The organism is Azospirillum humicireducens (assembly GCF_001639105.2).
Taxonomy (GTDB): Bacteria; Pseudomonadota; Alphaproteobacteria; order Azospirillales; family Azospirillaceae; genus Azospirillum; species Azospirillum humicireducens.
Window position 1 is genome coordinate 419,141 of sequence record NZ_CP028906.1, and the last position, 20,296, is coordinate 439,436.

Consider the following 20,296-nt stretch of genomic DNA (forward strand, 5'->3'; position numbering starts at 1 on the left):
GATGTCGCCGCCCCTCCATCCTTGGGCAAATGCGATAACCCTGCGGCCGGCCCCTGCCGCCCTTGACGCTTGCCATCGGGGCAAACCCTGACAGGACCTGCCGCCGAATACCGCGCCGGGCCGGCGGGTTTCGTGATAGTTTGCAGCTGAAGCATCGGTTTGGCCGAATCGGCTTGGCCGCATCGGTCGGGCTGCATCGCGCGGCGGGTCGGGTGAATTCCGGGAGGATCTGTGGGACGCTTCGTCAGGGGCGCTCTGGTGGTGGTCGTCGTTCTGGCCGCATTGGCCGGCAACGCGGCGCACAGGATCTACTACGATTACCAGGACACGCAGCAGCGCCACTTCGTCATGGTCCGCGACATGGCCCGGCTGGTGGATGACCATGTCCACCGGACGGTGCGCACGGCCGACATCGCGCTCGACCAGACCGCGGCGATGGTGGCGGAGGCCGGCGGGCCGCAGAGGGTCCGCGACCTGAAGCACTGGTCCCGCCTGCGCGAATACGCCGCCCACATCGAGGGCGCGGACGCGATCTGGATCTATGATGCCGATGGGCGGGCCGTCCTGGAATCGGCCAGTTTCCCCAACCGCATCGCCAGCTTCGCCGATCCGGCCGGTCTGGAGGCCCTGCGGAGCGGCCTGCGTCTGCATATCGGTGCCGGGCAGCCGGGGCGCACCGGCAGCCAGCCGCTGGTCTTCCCGGTGTCCCGCCCCCTGCATGACGACGAGGGGCGCTTCGTCGGCGTGGCGTCCGCGTCGATCCGGGTCGATACCCTCACCGATTTCTACAATATGCTGGGTTTCGAGTTCGACCCGCTGATCGGCGTCTACCGTCCGAACGGCGAGGTCGTCGCCCGCCGCCCGGCGACGGAAGCGTCGGTGGGCCGCTCGGTCGCCGGAGGGCTGCTGTTCCAGACCAAGCTGAGCGAGGCGCCGGAGGGGCAGTTTCTGCTGCCGTCGGTGCTGGACGGCGTGCTGCGCCTCGCCGCCTACCGCACCATGCGCGATTACGGGCTGGTGGTGCTGACCGGCATCGACCGGACCGAGGCGATGGCCTCGTGGCGCATCCGCACCCTATACACGGTGGCGGAGACCGTCGTCGGGCTGCTGGCGATCCTCGCGGCGCTGGCCTGGGGCCTGCGGTATCTGGACCGCGAGCGCAAGGCGCAGGTGGCGCTGGCCGAGGCGCGCACTGCGGTGGAGCGGACCAGCGCCGAGCGCGACGAGAGCGCCCGGCTGGCCGCGGCGCTCGACCATGCCCGCGACATGGCGGAGACCGCGCGGCAGGCTGCCGAGGCCGCCAACCGTGCCAAGGGCGAATTCCTTGCCGGTCTCAGCCACGAGCTGCGCACCCCGCTGAACGCGGTGATCGGCTTCGCCGACCTGATCGCGCGTGAGGCGGAAGGGCCGGTCGGCACCCCGATCTACCGGCAATATGCCGCCAATGTCCGCGATTCCGGCCAGCATGTGCTGGAACTGATCAACGAGATCCTCGACCATGCGCGGGCGGAAGCCGGTGTGCTTCCCATCGAGGAGGGGCGCTGCGATCTGGAGGCGGCGGCCGACTTCGCCGTCCGCATGCTGACCCCGCGGGCCGAGCGCGCCGGCGTGCTGCTGTCGGCGGCGGTGGCGCCGGCGGCGCGGCACCTGCGCGGCGACGACCGGCGCATCCGCCAGATCCTGCTGAACCTGATCGCCAACGGGGTGAAATACACGCCGTCGGGCGGATCCGTGACCCTGTCGGCAGCGCTGGACGATGGCGTTCCGGTGATCCGCGTCACCGACACCGGTCTCGGCATTCCCGCCGAGGATGTCGAGCGTGTCCTGCAGCCCTTCGTCCGCGTCGACAGCGCCGCCAACCGCGGCATCGACGGCGCCGGGCTGGGGCTGCCGCTGACCAAGCGGTTGGTGGAGCTGCATGGCGGCACCCTGGCGCTGCGCAGCACGCTGGGCGTCGGAACCACGGTGACGGTGTGCCTGCCCGCCGCCCGCCTGTTGCCTCCGGAACCGCGGCCGGCGCCGCAGCCGACGCCTGCGCCTGCCCCCGCCGCCGCTCTGCCCCCCATCGCTCCGGCCCCTGCCGTGCAGCCGCTGTCGGTCCTGCTGGTGGACGACGACCCGACCGTTCGCGACATGGTGGCCGGGCTGCTGCGCGGCTGGGGGCATCGCGTGATCGCGGCAGCCAATGCCAACGAGGCGCTGGTGATCCTGGATGGTCCGGAACCGTTGGATCTGATGTTGAGCGATGTGGTCATGCCGCCGGGCATGGACGGCACGGAGCTGGCGCGGCAGGCCGCCCGCATGCGCCCCGGTCTGCCGGTGCTGCTGGCCTCCGGTTTCGCCGCGCATGCCGTCGGCAACCCCGCCGCCTTCGGACCCGAGGTGGCGATGATCGCCAAGCCCTTCTCCATCGACGAACTGCGCCAGCAGCTGGCCCGCACCGCCGGCGGACGCGGAGGGGCGGCCGTGACTGCGCCTTCCTCCCTCCCGGCCCCTCCCCTGGTTTCCGTCCCGGCTCCTGCCGCACCCCGGCCGGCCGGGCCGCCGCGCCTGCTGATCGCCGAGGATCTGTCGATCAACCGCGAACTGCTGGCGGCCCTGTTCCGCGACAGCGGCTATGGCATCGATCTGGTTGCGGACGGTGCCGAGGCGGTGCAGGCGGTGAAGGCCGGCGACTATGATCTGGTGCTGATGGACGTGCAGATNGCCCCGTGGCGATGTGCCGATCCTGGCGCTGACCGCCGGCTCATCCGAAGAGGAACGGCGGCAATGCCGCGAGGCCGGCATGAACGGGCACATCGGCAAGCCCTATGACCGCGAGATCCTGCTGCGTCAGGTCGCCCGCACCCTGGCATCCGGCCGCAGCCGCACAGGTGTCGCGTAAACGGTCGTGGACAGCCCTCAGGGGGTTTCGAACACCTGCGGGAAATGGGCGAGGCGGCGGCCGAACAGGCTTTGCGCCGTGGCCTCTCCCGAGGTCGAGGTCTGGACCTGGGTCATCGCGGCCGGCATCACTGCGGGCATCGCCGGGGTGGAGGGCATCGCGCGCGAGGAGGTCGGGCGGGACCGGCGTTCGGACTTGTCGGGCGGGGCGTAGAAATGAAGGGTCAATTGGCCGTCGGCTTCCGCCGCATAGGGCAAGCCGGGGACCGTCCGGCGTTCGGTGCCGGGAAGCACATACTGCTCGCCTTGGTCGGTGCGTTCGATATGCGGCATGACCGGTATCCTGTCTCCACCGCACCGATCCTGCCGTTCCCGCCCTTCCGGGTCAAGGCCGCGCTGCTGCACGAAGGGTTTATCCGTTCGCGCCGTGTTCCCGCCCCCGATTTCCTGCCCGGCCGCGCGGGCCGGCGGCCCGTTTACGGGGTCAGCAGGCCCGCCACCAGCAGGTAGGACAGGGCGGCGACGGTGCCGGAGGCGGGAATCGTCAGCACCCAGGCCCAGACGATTCGACCGGCCAGACCCCAGCGCACCGCCGAGGTGCGGCGGGCGGAGCCGACGCCGACGATGGCGCCGGTGATGGTGTGGGTGGTCGACACCGGGATGCCCAGCCAGGTTGCGCCGAACAGCGTGATGGCGCCCGCGGTCTCGGCGCAGAAGCCCTGATAGGGCTTCAGGTCGGTGATGCGCGAGCCCATGGTGCGGACGATGCGCCAGCCGCCCATCATGGTGCCCAGCCCCATCGCCGCCTGACAGGTGATGATGACCCAGAAGGGCACGTAGAAGGTATCGCCCAGCATGCCCTGGCTGAACAGCAGCACGGCGATGATGCCCATCGTCTTCTGGGCGTCGTTGCCGCCATGGCCCAGGCTGTAGAGGGCGGCGGAGACGAGCTGGAGATGGCGGAACTGCCGGTCGACGGTGAAGGGGACGGCGCGGCGCAACACCCAGGACGCCACCAGCATCAGCAGCAGGGCCAGCAGCAGGCCGATGCCCGGCGACAGCACGATGGCGACCGCCGTCTTGGTGAAGCCGCTGGCGATGATGGCACCGAATCCGGCCTTGGCGATGCCGGCCCCGGCGATGCCGCCGACCAGCGCGTGCGAGGATGATGACGGCAGCCCGAGATACCAGGTGATCAGGTTCCAGCCGATGGCGCCGATCAGCGCCGCCAGGATCACCGCCGGGTCCATCACCAGCGGATCGACCAGACCGGTGCCGACGGTGGTGGCGACATGCAGGCCGAAGAACAGGAAGGCGATGAAGTTGAAGAAGGCCGCCCACAGTACGGCCAGCTTCGGCGACAGCACGCGGGTCGACACCACCGTCGCGATGGAATTCGCCGCGTCGTGCAGGCCGTTGATGAAGTCGAAGGCGAGCGCCACGAAGACGATGAGGACGATCGCCGGCAGAGCGAGCTGGAGGGCCTCCATTGCCGCCGCCTCAGACCTGATCGAGCGTGATGCCCGCGACCAGGTCGCCGACGTCGTCGCAGCGGTCGGTCACCGCCTCCAGCATCTCATACAGCTCGCGCCGGCCGAGGAAGGCGATCATGTCCGGCTTTTCGGCGATCAGCGACTGCAGGGCGCTGCGCAGCACGTCGTCGGCCTCGTCCTCCAGGTCGGACATGCGGCCGCAGAGATGGTCGATCCGTTCCGCGTTGCGGGCGATGGCGCCCAGCAGCGGCATCAGCTCCACCATCACGTCGGCCTGCTGGCGGATGAGGACGACGAAGCGGCGCATCGGCTCGTCGAAGGTCTCGATGCCGTACAGGCCGGCATGGCGTGGAACCTCGTCCATCAGGTCGATGGCGTCGTCCAGCGCGTTGATCAGCGACAGGATGTCCGAGCGGTCGAAGGGGGTGATGAAGGCGCGGTGCAGGTCGCGCCCGGCATCCTTGGCGATGCGGTCGGCGTCCTTCTCCACCCGCTTCAGCGCCGCGATCTTCTGCGCCCGCTCCTCCGGACCCGCGTCCATCACCGCTTCCAGGGCGGCGGCGGCGGCCACGATGTGGCGGGCCTGCTCGACGAACTGGTCGACGAAGCGTTCCTCCTTCGGCATCAGCGAACGGAAAGCGCGCAGCAGCATGGGACGGTGACTCGCGATGACTGGAGTGATTTGGCGCCGCTCTTAGCACGCTTCGCCGCGCAGTGCAGCGGCGCTGTGTCATGTAACAGTCATGAAACGGTCATCCGGTAGCAAAATCGCCACAGGTTGCGGCCACTGCGCACTTTCCAGACACTTGACGGAATGATCCGGGTCGGCTGTGCGGGGCCATGGAAAGGCGCGTGCCGCCTCCCCAAATGACCGTCAGGCCCCCTCAAGACCGCAGGTTTGCCCGCATGACGTGCCCATCCAGCCCCATCCGCCGCCTTGCCGTGCCGGCCCTGGCGGTCCTGCTGCTCTCCGCCGCCCCGCTGCAGGCGCAGACGGCAGCACCGGCGGATCCCGCCGGGCGCTGCAGCCCGACCGTCTCGGCCGCGCTCAGCACCTGGGACGCCGGTTTGGCGACGGCGGAGCGATTCGGCGACAGGGCGGTGGCGCTGGCTCGCGAGAAGGGGCGGGAGTATCTGCTGCCCCTGTTGGGCATCGACCCGAAGACGGCGCCGCCCGACGCCAAGAACGGCGGGACGGCCGACGATGTCGGCCGCGCGCTGCAGGAAAGCCGCGACGATCCCAAGCGGCGCGCCGAACTCTGCGCCGCCATCACCCGCGCCGCCGACGAGGCCAAATCCTCCGCCGGGGCCGGGCTGGACGCGCTGAAACGCGCGCTCGACGGCTGGCAGCTGTCACCGGGCCCGGTCAATCCGCCGGCCGAGCCGTCCAGGACGGATGGGCTGATCCGCACCTGAGGGGATGGTGGGAAGAGGCCGGAGAGCCTTTTCCCACCATGAACGAGCCCTTGAAGCCAGCACTCCTTACAGCCAGTCGGGCACGCGCTCGGCCGCCAGCATCTCCTCAACCGTCGGGCGGGGGCGGATGACGGAGAAGCGGTCGCCGTTGACCAGCACCTCCGGCACCAGCGGCCGGCTGTTGTAGGTCGAGGCCATCACCGCGCCATAGGCGCCGGCCGACAGGAAGGCGACGAGGTCGTCGTCGGCCAGCGGCGGCAGCGGGCGCTGGACGGCGAAGGTGTCGCCGCTCTCGCACACCGGGCCGACCACATCGTAGGGCTCCGCCGCGACGCCGTGGGCCGGCTCCGCGACGGGCACGATGCCGTGATAGGCGTCGTAGAGCGACGGGCGGATCAGGTCGTTCATCGCCGCGTCGACGATGGCGAAGCGGCGGTGCAGCCCCTGCTTCACATAGATGACGCGGCTGACCAGGATGCCGGCGTTGCCGACCAGCGAACGGCCCGGCTCCAGCGTGATGCGGCAGCCGAGATTGCCGGTGATGGAGCGCACCATCGCGGCATAGTCGGCCAGATCGGGCGGCGCCTCGTTCTTGTAGGTGATGCCGAGTCCGCCGCCGAGGTCAAGGCGCTGGATGTCGTGCCCATCCTCGCGCAGCTGGTGCAGCAGGGCCGCCACCCGCTCGTAAGCCGCCCGGAAGGGGGCGAGGTCGGTCAGCTGCGAGCCGATATGGACGGCGATGGCGACCGGCTTGATGCCCGGCAGGGCCGCCGCGCGCCGGTAAATCTCGCGCGCATGGTCGTAGTCGATGCCGAACTTGTTCTCTTTCTTGCCGGTGGCGATCTTGGCGTGGGTCTTGGCGTCGACATCCGGGTTGACGCGGAAGGCGATGGGGGCCTCCACGCCCATGGACGAGGCCACCTCGCTCAGCGCCTCCAGCTCCGGCACCGACTCGACGTTGATCTGGTGGATGCCGGCCTCCAGCGCGGCGCGCAGATCCTCGCGGGTCTTGCCGACGCCGGAGAAGACGATGCGCTCCGCCGGGATGCCGCCGGCCAGCGCGCGCTTCATCTCGCCGACCGACACCACGTCGCCGCCGGCGCCGAGCCTGGACAGGGTGCGGATGACGGCGAGGTTGGAGTTGGCCTTCAGCGCATAGCAGACGCCGGCATCCTGCCCGGCGAAGGCGCCGGCATAGGCGTTGTAGTGCGATTCCAGCGCCGCGGTCGAATAGAGGTAGAAGGGAGTCCCCACCTCGCGCGCCACATCCTCCAGCGACACGGATTCGGCGTGCAGCACGCCGTTGCGGTAAGCGAAGACGCTCATCGGGGAACCATTCGGCGAACTCTTGGGCGAACTCTTGGGCGAACCGGTGCGGGCGGTCATGGGAACTGGACTCCGGAACCGGCCGGCTTACCGGGCTTCGGGTCCAGCGAGGGGTTGGGATAGGGGCGCGGGAAGGGATCGGCCTGACCTTCCGGACGCGGGCTGTCGACCGTGCTGGGCTTCTTGCCGCAGCCGGCGAGCGCCAGCACGCCGGCCAGGGCGAGGACGGTCAGGGTGACGGGCCGGGGAAGATGGCGGTTCACAGGAAACGCTCCCGGGCGGCCTTCACCGCCTCCTGCACGCGGACGGGGGCCGGGCCGCCGAAGCTGGTGCGGCTGTTCAGCGACGCCTCGATGCTCAGCGCCGGATAGACGGCTTCGGTGATGCGCGGCTCGATGGCCTGGAGTTCGGCCAGCGTCAGGTCGGTCAGGCCGACGCGGCGGTCCTCCGCCGCCTTCACGGCGCGGCCGGTGACGTGGTGCGCCTCGCGGAAGGGCATGTCCAGCTCGCGCACCAGCCAGTCGGCGAGGTCGGTGGCGTTCAGGAAGCCGCGGTCGGCGGCCTCGCGCATCGCCGGGACGTTGGGCTGCATGTCGCGCACCATGCCTTCCATGGCGGCGATGCACAGCGCCAGCGTGTCGTCGGCCTCGAACACCGGCTCCTTGTCCTCCTGCATGTCCTTGGAATAGGCCAGCGGCAGGCCCTTCATGGCGATCAGCAGGCTGTTCAGGCTGCCGATCACCCGGCCGGCCTTGGCGCGCACCAGCTCCGCCGCGTCCGGGTTCTTCTTCTGCGGCATGATCGACGAGCCGGTGGTGAAGGCGTCCGACAGCTTGATGAAGCGGAACTGGGCCGAGCACCAGATCACGATCTCCTCGGCGAAGCGCGACAGGTGCATGGCGCAGATCGACGCCGCCGACAGATATTCCAGCGCGAAGTCGCGGTCGGACACCGCGTCCAGCGAATTGGCGGTCGGCCGGTTGAAGCCCAGCGCCTCCGCAGTCATGAAGCGGTCGATGGGGTAGGGGGTGCCGGCCAGCGCCGCCGAGCCGAGCGGGCATTCGTTCAGCCGGCAGCGCGCGTCGCGGAAGCGGCCGCGGTCGCGCCCGAACATCTCGACATAGGCCAGCAGATGGTGGGCGAAGCTGATGGGCTGCGCCGCCTGCAGGTGGGTGAAGCCGGGCATCACCGTGCCGGTGTGCTGCTCCGCCAGGTCGATCAGCGCGGCCTGCAGCGCGGTCAGTCCGGCGATGGTCCGGTCGATGGCGTCGCGCACCCACAGCTTGAAATCGGTCGCAACCTGGTCGTTGCGCGAGCGGCCGGTGTGCAGGCGCTTGGCCGGCTCGCCGATCAGCTCGGCCAGCCGGGCCTCCACATTCATGTGGATGTCCTCCAGCTCCACCTTGAAGGTGAAGTCGCCGGCATCAATTTCTGCCTTCACGCGGTCGAGGCCGGCGATGATGGCGTCGGCGTCGGCCTGGGTTATGATGCCCTGCTTGGCGAGCATCGCGGCATGGGCCTTCGACCCGGCGATGTCCTGGTCGGCGAGCCGCTTGTCGAAGCCGATGGAGGCGTTGATCTTCTCCATGATGGCGGCGGGACCGCGCGCGAATCGCCCGCCCCACATCTGGCTGGCGGCGGGTGCGGCAGAGCCGGTGGAGGCGCCGGTTGCGGCGGCGGAAGTCGGCGTGGTCTGATCGGCGCTCATGGGGACGGATACCGGGGCATTCGGGTGAAGGGGAGCGAGGAAGCGTGAGTATGCGGACTTTGGCGGCTGTCGCAACGGTTTGTGTGTGCATGGCCGGGGCCGGCCTGTGGTGGAGCGCCGGTGCTGCGCCCACTCCACCGGAGGTGCTGCGGCTGGGCGCGCCGGACTCCCCGTCAGGGGCCACGCCTGTCGCCTCCACCGGCGTCGAAAAGCTGGAGAAGTTCAAGGGGGGGGAGCCCAAGCCGATGCCGCCGCTGTCCTTCATCGACGCCGAGGGGCGGCGGGTCGATCTGGCCGACTTCAGGGACCGGGTGATCCTGCTGAACCTGTGGGCGACCTGGTGCGGCCCTTGCGTGAAGGAGATGCCGTCGCTCGACCGGCTGCAGGCCCAGCTGGGTGGCGACGCCTTCCAGGTGGTGGCGCTGTCGCTCGACCGTGGCGGGCGGGCGGCGGTCGAGCCCTTCTACAAGAAGACGGGCGTGCAGAATCTGACCGTGTTCCTCGACCCGGCGTCGGACTCGATGAAGGCGCTGTCGCTGCGCGGACTGCCCACCACCATCCTGGTCGATCCCGAAGGCCGCGAGCTTGGCCGCGTCGAGGGGGCGGTGGAGTGGGATGCGCCGGAGGTCGTCGCCTTCCTGCGCCAGCATCTGGGCCGCGGCGGCGGGCCGGCGCGAGACCGCGGGGTGATGAAGACGGGCGGCTGACGGTTTGGCGGCCATGGAGTAGAGTGCGGCGATAACCTTTTGCCTCTCCCGAGCCGCCCCATGACGCAATCCGCCGCTTCCGGTCCCAAGCGCTATACCATCGGCCCCGGCATCGTGATGATGCGGCAGGGCGAACGCGCCGACCGGGCGTGGCTGATCGAATCCGGCGAGCTTGAGGTGCTGCTGACCACGCCGGAGGGCGGCAACCGGCGCCTGGGGGTGGTCGGCAAAGGGGCCGTGGTCGGCGAGATGGCGCTGATCGACGATGGCGAGCGCAGCGCCACCGTGCGTTCGCTGACCGAGGTGTCTTGCGTCGAGGTGACGAGGGACGCCTTCCGCGGCCTGCTGAAGCGCAGTCCGCCGCTGGCGTCATACCTGCTGCAGAGCCTGATCGCCGCCATCCGCCGAGACTATGGCCTGCCGCCGACCGCAAGGTTCGGCAATCCGGTCGATTTCCGGTCGACCAACTCCTTCCAGAAGGTGGTCGACCGCCGCATGATCCGCGAGGGGCATGTCTTCTTCAGTCCCAACGAGCCGGTCAACACCGCCTATCTGATCCAGTCCGGCCGCGTGGCGCTCCGCCCCGGCCGCGGCACGCTGGGGGAGGAGATCGCGGCGCTCGGTCCCGGCAGCCTGTTCGGCGAGATCTATCTGCTGACCGGCCGTCTGCCCGACGTCACCGCGGTGGCGGTCGCCGGGGGCATCTGCGAGGTGATCGACAAGCGCAGCTTCGAGGACGCGGTGATGGCGATGCCGCCGATCCTGAAGTCGCTGACGCGGATCTACATCTCGCAACTCATGAAGCCGAAGGCGGCGGAGCCTGCGTCATCCTCCGGCGGGAAATCTGTGTGAAGGGCGCGCATCCTGCCAAATGGCCGTAAATCGGCCATTTGTAGATTTTATGACCGTGTTCCGGTCAGATCGGACCACCTGGAATCGATGGATCGAGGCGGACTGCCGGTTTCCGCGGGATGCGCAAGATGCTGTGCTGTGCGGCCCTTCCCGAATTCAAGAACGCTGCTGAAAATCCATCGATCCGGCTGATGCTGTGGATTCCAATCCGCAGGATCGGCTTTGTTGAAAGTGCTTGTATTGGCTTCCATGGACGTTTTTCGTGTTGTCCGGAATTCATCCGGAAAAATTAGTCTCATATAATATAGCTTGATTATTATGTTTCACTGTTAAAAGTAAAATTTCATAAATAAATTTCCCAAAAATTATAAATATGTTTTGTTTTTTGACACAAAAAGTTTCTTGAAAGCACTTTGTTGCTCGCGGGATTCTAAGGATTGGCGGGCAGGCGGTGCAGGAGGACGGCTAAAATGAAAGTTCTCAATAATTTATCAATTTCCATCAAGATCGTTGGGCTTCTGCTGTTTCTATCGGCATTGACGGTTGGAACGAACCTGTTCTCCGTCTCGCGTATGATGCAGATCGACTCCCTTTACTCCAGCATGATCGACAATCAGGTGAAGGGGGCGGTTTCTGCGTTACGGGCCAGCCGTGCGATCAATGCCATCGGGGGTTTGGCCTATGCGCTTATTGTCGATCGCGATCCGCAGCATTTGAAAAACACGACGAAGGAACTCGATGCCCGGCTGCCACGCTTTCGGCAGTTCCTGGCCGATGCCAAGGGCGCGATGCCCGAATCGGCCGCCAAAGTCGATGAATTCCTTAAGGATTTCAGCGTTCTTGAGCGTGCTTTGCAGGACGTCAAAGCGGCGGTTCTGGCCAACGACCATGACAAGGCGCTTCGTATCATGAAGCAGGATTTCGATCCTGGCATGGTCAAATTGCGCGATGCCTTGAACAAATACAGCGATGCCGCGACCGCGGTCGTCGGCGAGGCATCCCGCAGCGCCACTGAGAAAAGCAACCATTCCTTCGTCCTCGCCTTGTCGATTGCCGGAGGCGGGTGCGTGCTTTGCCTTCTGATCGCCTACGGCATGTCACGCCACGGCATCAGCCTGCCGATCCGCCGCATCGTCGCGGTCATGGAGCGGCTGGCGGCCGGTGAGACCTCGGTCGAGGTAACGGGCGACGAGCGCCGGGACGAGGTGGGCGCCATCGCCCGCACGGCCAGGGTTTTCAGGGAGAACGCCGTCGCCAAGCTGGCTCTTGAGGCGGAACAGGCCGAACAGAAGGCGCGCGCCGAAGCGGAGCGCCGGACCGTGATGAACCGCATGGCCGAGCGGTTCGAGAGTTCGGTCAAGAACGTCGTCACCCAGGTTTCCGACGCGGTGGCGCAGATGCAGGGCAACGCGCAGCAGCTTTCTGCGATGGCCGGACAAAGCAAAGCCCAGGCGTCCGCCGTCTCGGGAGCGACCCGTGAGGCGTCGTCCAACGTGCAGACCGTGGCGGCCGCCACCGAGGAGATTTCCGGCTCCATCGCGGAGATCGGCCGTCAGGTCGCCCGCTCGTCGGAGGTTGCCCGGCTTGCCGTGGGCACGGCCGAGGGGGCCAGCGCCTCGATCCAGACGCTGGCCACCCAGGCCAGCAGCGTGGGGGAGGTGATCAAGCTCATCACCAACATCGCCAGCCAGACCAATCTCCTGGCGCTCAACGCGACCNAGGCCACCGAGCAGATCGCCGGGCAGATCGGCGGCATGCAGCAGGCCACCGGCCAAGCGGTGAACGCGATCAGCGAGGTTGCCCGGATCATCGATGAACTGAGCGAGATCTCGACCAGCGTCGCCGCGGCCATGGAAGAACAGGATGCGGCCACCAAGGAGATCGCCCGCAACGTGCAGGCGGCGGCTCAGGGAACGCAGAATGTAACGACGAACATTGCCGGGGTCGAACAGGCGGCCGGCGTAACCGGGCAGGCGGCGGCGGATCTGCTCGGTGCCGCCCAGGGATTGTCCCGGCAGGCGCACAGCTTGTCGACCGAGGTCGAACGCTTCCTTTCCGAGGTGCGGGCGGCCTGACGTTGGATCGGTTCGCGTTGCAAGCGGACTCGACTGGAGGCGTGATTCCGTTCGCCGGCCAAGGCCATTGCCTCGTGCGTGTCAGATCGACCGCAAGAGGCAATGGCAATCGATGCAGGTTCCGGCGATGCAGGTTCCGGCGTCATGCCGGCGCGATGCGTTCGACAGGGAAAGCGGCTTTGCCCGTCAGCCGCTTTCTTGCCGAAGGTCAGGCCGGCTCGACCACGATCACCCGGAAATCGTTGACGTTGGTGCGGGTCGGGCCGGTGACGACCAGATCGCCCAGCGCCTTGAAGAAGCTGTAGCCGTCGTTGTCGGCGAGGAAGGCCTTGGCATCCAGGCCCATCGCCTCGGCCCGTTTCAGCGTGTCGGGGCGCAGGATGGCGCCGGCATTGTCCTCCGTCCCGTCGATGCCGTCGGTGTCGAAGGCGGCGGCCCAGATGCCGGGATGGCCGTCGAGCGCCACCGCCAGCGCCAGCAGGAATTCGACGTTGCGGCCGCCGCGGCCCTGGCCGCGCACCGTCACCGTGGTCTCGCCGCCGGACAGGATGACGGCGGGCACCGGAGCGGGCTGGCCGTGGCGGGCGGTCTGCCGGGCGATGCCGGCATGGACCTTGGCGACCTCGCGCGCTTCGCCCTCGATGGCGTCGCCCAGGATGACGGGATTGTAGCCACGGTCGCGGGCCAGTGCCGCCGCGGCCTCCAGCGCATCCTGCGGGGTTGCGATGATGGTGGTCTCGGCACCGCCGAGGCGCGGGTCGCCGGGCTTCGGCGTCTCGTCCGCCGCCGCTTCCAGGAAGCCGGCCACGGCCGGCGGCGGGGTGATGTTGTACTTGGCCAGGATGGCGCGGGCGTCGGCGAAGCTGGTCGGGTCGGGCACGGTCGGGCCGCTGGCGATCACCGAGGGGTCGTCGCCCGGCACGTCGGAGACCAGCAGCGAGACGACGCGCGCCGGATGGGCCATGGCCGCCAGCCGCCCGCCCTTCACCGCCGACAGATGCTTGCGCACGCAGTTCATCTCGCCGATGTCGGCCCCGCTCTTCAGCAACGCCTTGGCGACGGCGCGCTTGTCCTCCAGCGTGATGCCGGGCGCCGGCAGCGCCAGCAGGGCGGAGCCGCCGCCGGAGATCAGGCAGAGCACGAGGTCGTCGGCGGTCAGTCCCTGCACCATCTCGACGATGCGTCGTGCCGCTTCCTGTCCGGCGGCGTCGGGCACCGGATGGCTGGCCTGCACCACCTCGATCCGCTCTGTCGGCAGATCGTGGCCGTAGCGGGTGACGACGAGGCCGGTCAGCGGTCCCGGCCAATGGTCCTCCACCGTCTTCGCCATGGCCGCCGCCGCCTTGCCGGCGCCGATGACCACCGTGCGGCCCTTCGGCGGCTGCGGCAGAGCCGCCGGCAGCCTAGTCTCGGCGGTCACCGCGGTGAGCGCCGCCTGGAACAGGTCGTGGAGCAGGGCGTCTGTGGTCATGGCGGTGGTCATGGGGCGGTGCTCATGGTCGCGTCGGGAGCGGGGCGGATAGGATGCACGGGAATGGGGGGTGGGGGAATGGTGCGGGTGGGGTGGTGTTTGGTGTCGCCGATTGCCCCCTCCCTAACCCTCCCCCGCTTAAAGTCGATGAATTCCTTAANGGAGGGGGCAACCCGGCGCCGAATCTCACCTCACTTCGCCCCCACCTCGTGCCCGGCCAGCAGTTCCAGCGCGCGCAGCATGCCGGAATGGTCCCAGGCCGCCCCGCCCTGCGCGGCGCAGGCGTTGAACAGCTGCTGGCAGCTGGCGGTGTGCGGCAGCGACAGGTTCAGCGCCTTGGCACCGCTCAGCGCCAGGTTCAGGTCCTTCTGGTGCAGCTCGATGCGGAAGCCGGGGGTGAAGTTGCGGTTGATCATCCGCTCGCCATGGACCTCCAGGATGCGCGAGGAGGCGAAGCCGCCCATCAGCGCCTGACGGACCTTGGCCGGATCGGCGCCGGCCTTGGAGGCGAACAGCAGGGCCTCGGCCACCGCCTCGATGGTGAGCGCGACGATGATCTGGTTGGCGACCTTGGTGGTCTGGCCGTCGCCGTTGCCGCCGACCAGCGTGACGTTCTTGCCCATCTTGTCGAACAGCGGCTTGACCGTGTCGAAGGCCTCCTGCGGGCCGCCGACCATGATGGTCAGCGAGGCGGCCTTGGCCCCGACCTCGCCGCCCGACACCGGCGCGTCGAGGTAGGCGCAGCCGAGATCGTTGATGCGCTTGGCGTATTCCTTGGTCTCGATGGGGGAGATCGAGGACATGTCCACCACGATCTTGCCCGCCGACAGGCCGGCGGCGACGCCGTTCTCGCCGAACAGGGCGGCACCGACATGGGGCGTGTCGGGAACCATGGTGATGACGACCTCGGCCGCCGCCGCGACCTCCTGGCCGCTCGGGCAGGGGATGGCGCCCTTGGACGTCAGCTCGGCCGGGACCGGCTTGATGTCGTGGACGTAGAGGGTGTGACCGGCGTCCAGCAGATGCCCCGCCATCGGGGTGCCCATGATGCCGAGACCGATGAATCCGACCTTCATGACTGTGGTCCTTCTCTTTGAATGGGTGGGCATGCTGCGGCGGGTGCCCCCTCCCTAACCCTCCCCCCCCTTCGGTGGGNTGTGCCGGTTCGGTCTTGTAGGGGGCGAACCAGCCGAGCCCCTCGTCCGTCGTCGTCTTCGGCTTGTATTCGCAGCCGACCCAGCCGCCGTAGCCGATGGCGTCCAGATGCTTGAACAGGAAGGGATAGTTGATCTCGCCGGTGCCCGGTTCGAAGCGGCCGGGGTTGTCGGCCAGCTGGACATGGGCGATGCGGGCGAGGTTGGCCTCGATGGTGCGGGCCAGATCGCCTTCCATGATCTGCATGTGGTAGATGTCATACTGCACGTACAGATTGCCGGAGCCGACCTTGGCGATCAGGTCCAGCGCCTGTTTCGTGCGGTTCAGGTAGAAGCCGGGGATGTCACGGGTGTTGATCGGCTCGATCAGCAGCCGGATCCCGGCGCCGGCCAGCGCATCGGCGGCATAGGCGAGGTTGCCGGTCAGCGTGCTTTCCGCGGCGGCGGCGTCGCCGTCCTGCGGCAGGATGCCGACGAGGCAGTTGACCTGTTTGCAGCCCAGCGTGCCGGCATAGTCGATGGCGCGGGCGACGCCGTCGCGGAACTCCTGCACGCGGTCGGGCATGATGGCGATGCCGCGCTCGCCGCCGCCCCAGTTGCCGGCCGGCAGATTGTGCAGGACCTGGGTCAAGCCATTTTGGCGCAGCTTCTCGGCCAGCGCGTCGGCGGGGAAGTCGTAGGGGGACAGATACTCCACGCCACGAAAGCCGGCATCGGCCGCCGCGGCGAATCGGTCGAGGAAAGGATGCTCGTTGTAGAGCATCGTCAGGTTGGCGGCGAACTGCACCATGGCCGAACTCCCGGTTGCGCGAATTGGCCGCCGCGGATGGAGGGGCGGCCCTTGGGTCGGGAGCTTGACCGCCGCGCAGGGCCTTGAGCCAGTTCGGCAGACGCCTTTTTCATCCAGCGGAAAGCGGGGTTGGCGGACAATGCGGACGGGGGAGTGCGGATCGTCGCGGAACCATGTTGACGCATACGTCACCCTGAACTAGGCTCCGCAGCACGGATCATCCGTATCCCCAGCGCCACCAGAAGCGCCGTCTTCACAAGCCGGAGGAACCACCCAGTGAGCCAGCCCGTGACCATGCCCGGCTCCCAACCCTATCCGCATCTGCTGGCCCCGCTCGACCTCGGCTTCACGGTACTGAAGAACCGGGTGCTGATGGGGTCGATGCACACCGGGCTGGAGGACCGCCGCCGCCATTTCCCGCGTCTGGCCGCCTATTTCGCCGAGCGGGCGCGCGGCGGGGTCGGGCTGATGGTGACCGGCGGCTTCTCGCCCAATGTGGAGGGGTGGCTGTCGCCCTTCGGCTCCACCCTGGCGCGGCATGGCGCGGCGCGGGCGCACCGGGTCATCACCGACGCGGTGCATGCTGAAGGCGGCAAGATCGCGCTGCAGATCCTGCATGCCGGGCGCTATGCCCACAGCCCGCTGTCGGTGGCGCCGTCGCGCATCAAGTCGCCGATCACCCCCTTCACCCCGCGCGCCCTGACCGCGCGGGGGGTGGAGCGCCAGATCCGGGCCTATGTCCGCTGCGCCGAACTGGCGCGCGAGGCCGGCTATGACGGGGTGGAGGTGATGGGGTCGGAAGGCTACCTGATCAACCAGTTCCTGGTGACCCACACCAACCAGCGCACCGACGAATGGGGCGGCGCTTATGAGAACCGCATGCGCTTCCCGGTGGAGATCGTGTCGCGCATGCGCGAGGCGGTCGGGCGCGACTTCATCATCATCTATCGCCTGTCCATGCTGGACCTGATCCCCGATGGCAGCACATGGGAGGAGGTGGTGCAGCTTGCCCAGGCCATCGAGGGGGCCGGGGCCACCATCATCAACACCGGCATCGGCTGGCACGAGGCGCGGGTGCCGACCATCGCCACCAGCGTGCCGCGCGCCAACTTCGCCTGGGTGACGGGAAAGCTTAAAGAGGCGGTGTCGATCCCGCTCTGCACCACCAACCGCATCAACACGCCCGAGGTCGGCGACGCGGTGATCGGCGAGGGGCTGGCCGACATGGTGTCGATGGCGCGGCCCTTCCTGGCCGATCCGGCCTTCGTCGCCAAGGCGGCGGCGGGCAGACCGGAGGCGATCAACACCTGCATCGCCTGCAACCAGGCCTGCCTGGACCATATCTTCTCCGGCAGGACGGCGAGCTGTCTGGTCAACCCGCGCGCCTGCCACGAGACGGAACTGGTGATCGCGCCGGCCACCAAGCGCAAGCGCGTCGCCGTGGTCGGCGCCGGCCCGGCCGGGCTCGCCTGCGCCACGACGGCGGCGGAGCGTGGGCACGAGGTCCATCTGTTCGACGCGGCCGACGAGATCGGCGGCCAGTTCAACATGGCCAAGCTGATCCCCGGCAAGGAGGAGTTCCACGAGACGCTGCGCTATTTCCGCAACCGGCTGGCGGAAACCGGGGTGGCGCTGCATCTGGGCCGGCGGGTGAGCGCCGACGACCTGACGGGCGCCGGGTTCGATGCGGTGGTGCTGGCGACCGGGGTGGTGCCGCGCGACCCGAAGATCCCCGGCCAGGACCATCCGAAGGTGCTGACCTACATCGATGTGCTGCGCGGCGCCAAGCCGGTCGGCCGGCGCGTCGCGGTGGTGGGTGCCGGCGGCATCGGCTTCGACGTCAGCGAATTCCTGGCGCATGAGGGGCCGTCGCCCAGCCTGGAGCCGGCGCTGTGGCGCGCCGAGTGGGGGGTTGCCGATCCGGCCGAGGCGCGCGGCGGCGTCGCCGGCATCCGCCCCCACCTGACGCCGCCGGCGCGGGAGATCGTGCTGCTCCAGCGCAAAGCGAGCAAGCCCGGCGCCGGGCTGGGCAAGACCACCGGCTGGATCCACCGCGCCCAGTTGAAGATGAAGAACATCCAGGCGCTGTCCGGGGTGAATTACGAGCGCATCGACGACGAGGGGCTGACCGTCAGCTTCGGTGAGACGCGCGAGCGGGTGCAGACCTTGGCAGTCGACAGCATCGTTCTCTGCACCGGGCAGGAGCCGCTGCGCGAGCTGCAGGCCCCGCTGGAGGCTGCCGGCCTCGCCGTCCACCTGATCGGCGGCGCCGACATCGCGGCCGAACTGGACGCCAAGCGCGCCATCGCCCAGGGAACCAAGCTGGCGGCCGCCCTTTAAGGACGCGCCGCCCACCGCACCACAGCCATGGCGGGTATGCGGGCGCCTTTGTCACACCCGTTGGCGACGGGGGACGAGCGAAATTGCTTGCCGCCCTAGCTGATATATTAGTATTCTGGTGACAGTCGCTCCTGAGGAGGCTGGACGCCATGCCATCGGGCAACCCGCCGGCCAAAACCGGTTCCACCGCAGCCACCCGTCCGACCAAACCGGGCAAGGCCGCCCCGCTGCAGGTCCGCCCGCCGGCCCGGCGCGACGTGCGGCGCGGCCCGACGGCGGCCGACGCCATCCACCGCGATCTGCGGGCGGAGATCGTGTCGCTGAGGCGCAAGCCGGGCGACCCAATCGTCGAGAAGCAGATCGCCGAGGCCTATGGCGTCAGCCGCACGCCGGTGCGCGAGGCGGTGCTGAGGCTGGCGGACGAGGGGCTGATCGAGATCTTCCCGCAATCCGGCACTTTCGTCGCCCGCATCCCGCTGGAGGCGCTGCCGGAAGCCGGCGTGATCCGCAAGGTTCTGGAGCGCGCCACGGTGCGCTTCGCGGCGGAGCGGGCCAGCCGCAGCCAGATCGCAGCATTGCGCGCCTGCCTGGAGCAGCAGCGCGAGGTCGATGCGGTCGGCGATGCCAACGGCTTCCATCAGGCCGACGAGACTTTCCATGCCCTGATCACCGAAATGGCGGGCTATCCCGGATTCTGGACGATCATCCAGCAGGCCAAGGTCCAGCTCGACCGCTGCCGGCGGCTGACCCTGCCGGTTCCCGGCCGCATGCGCACGGTGATCGCCGAACATGAGGCCATCGTCGAGGCCATCGCCGCCCGCGATCCAGACCGGGCCGAACGGAGCCTGACCCTGCATCTGGACAACCTGCAGATCACGGTGGACGACGTGCGCAACGCCGCCCCGCTCTATTTCTCCGGCAGCCTGAGCGACGCAGGACTGACAGGCGCAGCCATGGAAGGAACGCCCTGATGGCCGCCCCGCTAGAATCTTCGGTTGCATCCGGCCGCCGCCGCATCGGCGTGATCGGCCTGGGCATGGCCTCTGCCCCCCATGCGCAGAGCCTGATCGACCTTCGGGACCGGGTGGAGGTGGCGGGCTGCTTCAGCCCCTCGGCCGAGCGCCGCGCCGCCTTCGCCGCCCGCCACGGACTGCCGGTGGTCGACCGGATCGAGACCCTGCTGGAGGATCCGGCGCTGTCCGCCGTCCTGCTGCTCACCCCGCCCGACAGCCATGCCGGACTGGTCGCCCGCTGTGCCGCCGCCGGCAAGCATGTGCTGCTGGAAAAGCCGCTGGACGCCACGCCGGAGGGCGCGCGCGCCGTGGTTTCGGCAATGGAGGCGGCCGGGCTGACGCTGGGCGTCGTGCTGCAGCACCGCTTCCGCGCCTCGGTGGAGCGGCTGGCCGGGGTGATGCGCGACGGCACGCTGGGCCGGCCGCTGTCGGCGGCGGTGTCGGTGCGCTGGTGGCGCGATGCCGCCTATTACGCCCAGCCCGGCCGCGGCATGAAGTCGCGGGACGGCGGCGGCGTGCTGCTGACCCAGGCGATCCACACGCTGGACGCCTTCGTCGGGCTGGTCGGCCTGCCGCAGCAGGTCGCCGGCTTCGCCGCCACCAGCGTGCTGCGCAGCCCGGCCACGGGCATGGGTAAATGCATGGATACGGAAGACGTGGTCGCCGCGGCGCTCAGCTACGGCAACGGCATGATGGCCACCATCGACGCCACCACCGCCGCCTATCCCGGCTATCCCGAGCGGATCGAGATCGCCGGAACCGGCGGGTCCGCCCTGCTGTCCGGCGACCGGCTGGAGGTGCAGCTGGTCGGCGGCGGGCGCATCGTCGCGGGCGAGGACGGTGCCACGCTGGGCGGCGGGGCCGACCCGATGGCCTTCTCGCACCAGCATCACCGGGCCGTGCTGTCCGATTTCCTCGACGCGCTCGACCAGGGGCGCCGGCCGCGGGTGGACGGGCGGGAGGCGCTGAAAGTGCACCGGCTGATCGAGGCCATCCTGCAGGCCGCTGCCGGACATTCAACCGTGGAGGTCGCCGACCGCTGATCTTGCAACTGCAGAACCGTCCGCC

The 20,296-nt window shown here is 68.8% G+C and carries 16 protein-coding genes and 1 pseudogene; 8 read left to right on the plus strand and 9 right to left on the minus strand.

Going from position 1 to position 20,296, the window contains the following annotated elements; all coding sequences use genetic code 11:
- Positions 1–792: 792 nt before the first annotated feature.
- The coding region (locus A6A40_RS31845; RefSeq protein WP_418208638.1) for an ATP-binding protein at positions 793–2,705 on the plus strand (1,913 nt) is incomplete at its 3' end.
- Positions 2,706–2,901: 196 nt separating this feature from the next.
- Here A6A40_RS31845 and A6A40_RS26370 read toward each other — a convergent pair.
- From A6A40_RS26370 to A6A40_RS26380, 3 genes are all read right to left on the minus strand, one after another.
- Positions 2,902–3,216, minus strand: coding sequence for a hypothetical protein (locus tag A6A40_RS26370; RefSeq protein ID WP_108548798.1), 315 nt, complete (start codon positions 3,214–3,216; stop codon positions 2,902–2,904).
- A gap of 143 nt (positions 3,217–3,359) precedes the next feature.
- Positions 3,360–4,373 (minus strand): inorganic phosphate transporter, encoded by a 1,014-nt coding sequence (locus A6A40_RS26375; protein WP_108548799.1) that lies wholly within the window; start codon positions 4,371–4,373, stop codon positions 3,360–3,362.
- Positions 4,374–4,383: 10 nt separating this feature from the next.
- Complete coding sequence (locus A6A40_RS26380; RefSeq protein WP_108548800.1) at positions 4,384–5,028, minus strand: DUF47 domain-containing protein; 645 nt, start codon at positions 5,026–5,028, stop codon at positions 4,384–4,386.
- A 254-nt stretch (positions 5,029–5,282) separates the two neighbouring features.
- Between A6A40_RS26380 and A6A40_RS26385 the strand changes: the two genes are divergently transcribed.
- A complete protein-coding gene (locus A6A40_RS26385; protein WP_108548801.1) occupies positions 5,283–5,792 on the plus strand; it encodes a hypothetical protein in 510 nt (169 codons plus the stop codon).
- A gap of 66 nt (positions 5,793–5,858) precedes the next feature.
- Here A6A40_RS26385 and lysA read toward each other — a convergent pair whose 3' ends face one another.
- From lysA to argH, 3 genes are read right to left on the minus strand one after another with little or no spacing between them, the layout of a single operon-like run.
- On the minus strand, positions 5,859–7,118 hold the full coding sequence (lysA, locus tag A6A40_RS26390) for a diaminopimelate decarboxylase (protein WP_108548802.1): 1,260 nt from the start codon (positions 7,116–7,118) through the stop codon (positions 5,859–5,861).
- 56 nt (positions 7,119–7,174) lie between these two features.
- Complete coding sequence (locus A6A40_RS26395; RefSeq protein WP_108548803.1) at positions 7,175–7,381, minus strand: hypothetical protein; 207 nt, start codon at positions 7,379–7,381, stop codon at positions 7,175–7,177.
- Positions 7,378–8,826 (minus strand): argininosuccinate lyase, encoded by a 1,449-nt coding sequence (argH, locus tag A6A40_RS26400; protein WP_108548804.1) that lies wholly within the window; start codon positions 8,824–8,826, stop codon positions 7,378–7,380. The genes A6A40_RS26395 and argH overlap by 4 nt, the downstream gene beginning before the upstream one ends.
- Positions 8,827–8,915: 89 nt before the next feature.
- Here argH and A6A40_RS26405 point away from each other — a divergent pair, with 89 nt between their 5' ends.
- From A6A40_RS26405 to A6A40_RS26415, 3 genes are all read left to right on the plus strand, one after another.
- Positions 8,916–9,533, plus strand: coding sequence for a TlpA family protein disulfide reductase (locus A6A40_RS26405; RefSeq protein WP_335645206.1), 618 nt, complete (start codon positions 8,916–8,918; stop codon positions 9,531–9,533).
- A gap of 60 nt (positions 9,534–9,593) precedes the next feature.
- Positions 9,594–10,385, plus strand: coding sequence for a cyclic nucleotide-binding domain-containing protein (locus A6A40_RS26410; RefSeq protein WP_108548806.1), 792 nt, complete (start codon positions 9,594–9,596; stop codon positions 10,383–10,385).
- 470 nt (positions 10,386–10,855) lie between these two features.
- The coding region (locus A6A40_RS26415; RefSeq protein ID WP_236784052.1) for a methyl-accepting chemotaxis protein at positions 10,856–12,103 on the plus strand (1,248 nt) is incomplete at its 3' end.
- A 565-nt stretch (positions 12,104–12,668) separates the two neighbouring features.
- On the opposite strand, the gene A6A40_RS26420 is transcribed toward A6A40_RS26415, so the two are convergent.
- The 3 genes and pseudogenes from A6A40_RS26420 to hyi form a co-directional block, all read right to left on the minus strand.
- Entirely contained in the window at positions 12,669–13,943 is a 1,275-nt protein-coding gene (locus tag A6A40_RS26420; RefSeq protein ID WP_236784053.1) for a glycerate kinase type-2 family protein, read from the minus strand.
- Positions 13,944–14,122: 179 nt separating this feature from the next.
- Positions 14,123–15,007 carry a 2-hydroxy-3-oxopropionate reductase gene (gene glxR / locus A6A40_RS26425; RefSeq protein WP_108548808.1) on the minus strand — a complete coding sequence of 295 codons (885 nt, stop codon included), beginning with the start codon at positions 15,005–15,007 and terminating at the stop codon, positions 14,123–14,125.
- Between the two features lie 80 nt (positions 15,008–15,087).
- Positions 15,088–15,875, minus strand: a pseudogene (gene hyi / locus A6A40_RS26430) (hydroxypyruvate isomerase); the annotation flags it as partial.
- Between the two features lie 294 nt (positions 15,876–16,169).
- Here hyi and A6A40_RS26435 point away from each other — a divergent pair.
- The 3 genes from A6A40_RS26435 (at position 16,170) to A6A40_RS26445 (ending at position 20,271) form a co-directional block, all read left to right on the plus strand.
- The gene (locus A6A40_RS26435) at positions 16,170–18,215 is read left to right on the plus strand and encodes an NADPH-dependent 2,4-dienoyl-CoA reductase (protein WP_108548993.1); all 2,046 of its coding nucleotides are present in this window, start codon (positions 16,170–16,172) and stop codon (positions 18,213–18,215) included.
- 149 nt (positions 18,216–18,364) lie between these two features.
- Entirely contained in the window at positions 18,365–19,186 is an 822-nt protein-coding gene (locus A6A40_RS26440; RefSeq protein WP_108548809.1) for a GntR family transcriptional regulator, read from the plus strand.
- Positions 19,186–20,271, plus strand: coding sequence for a Gfo/Idh/MocA family protein (locus tag A6A40_RS26445; protein ID WP_108548810.1), 1,086 nt, complete (start codon positions 19,186–19,188; stop codon positions 20,269–20,271). Before A6A40_RS26440 ends, A6A40_RS26445 begins: the two co-directional genes overlap by 1 nt.
- Positions 20,272–20,296: the final 25 nt, after the last annotated feature.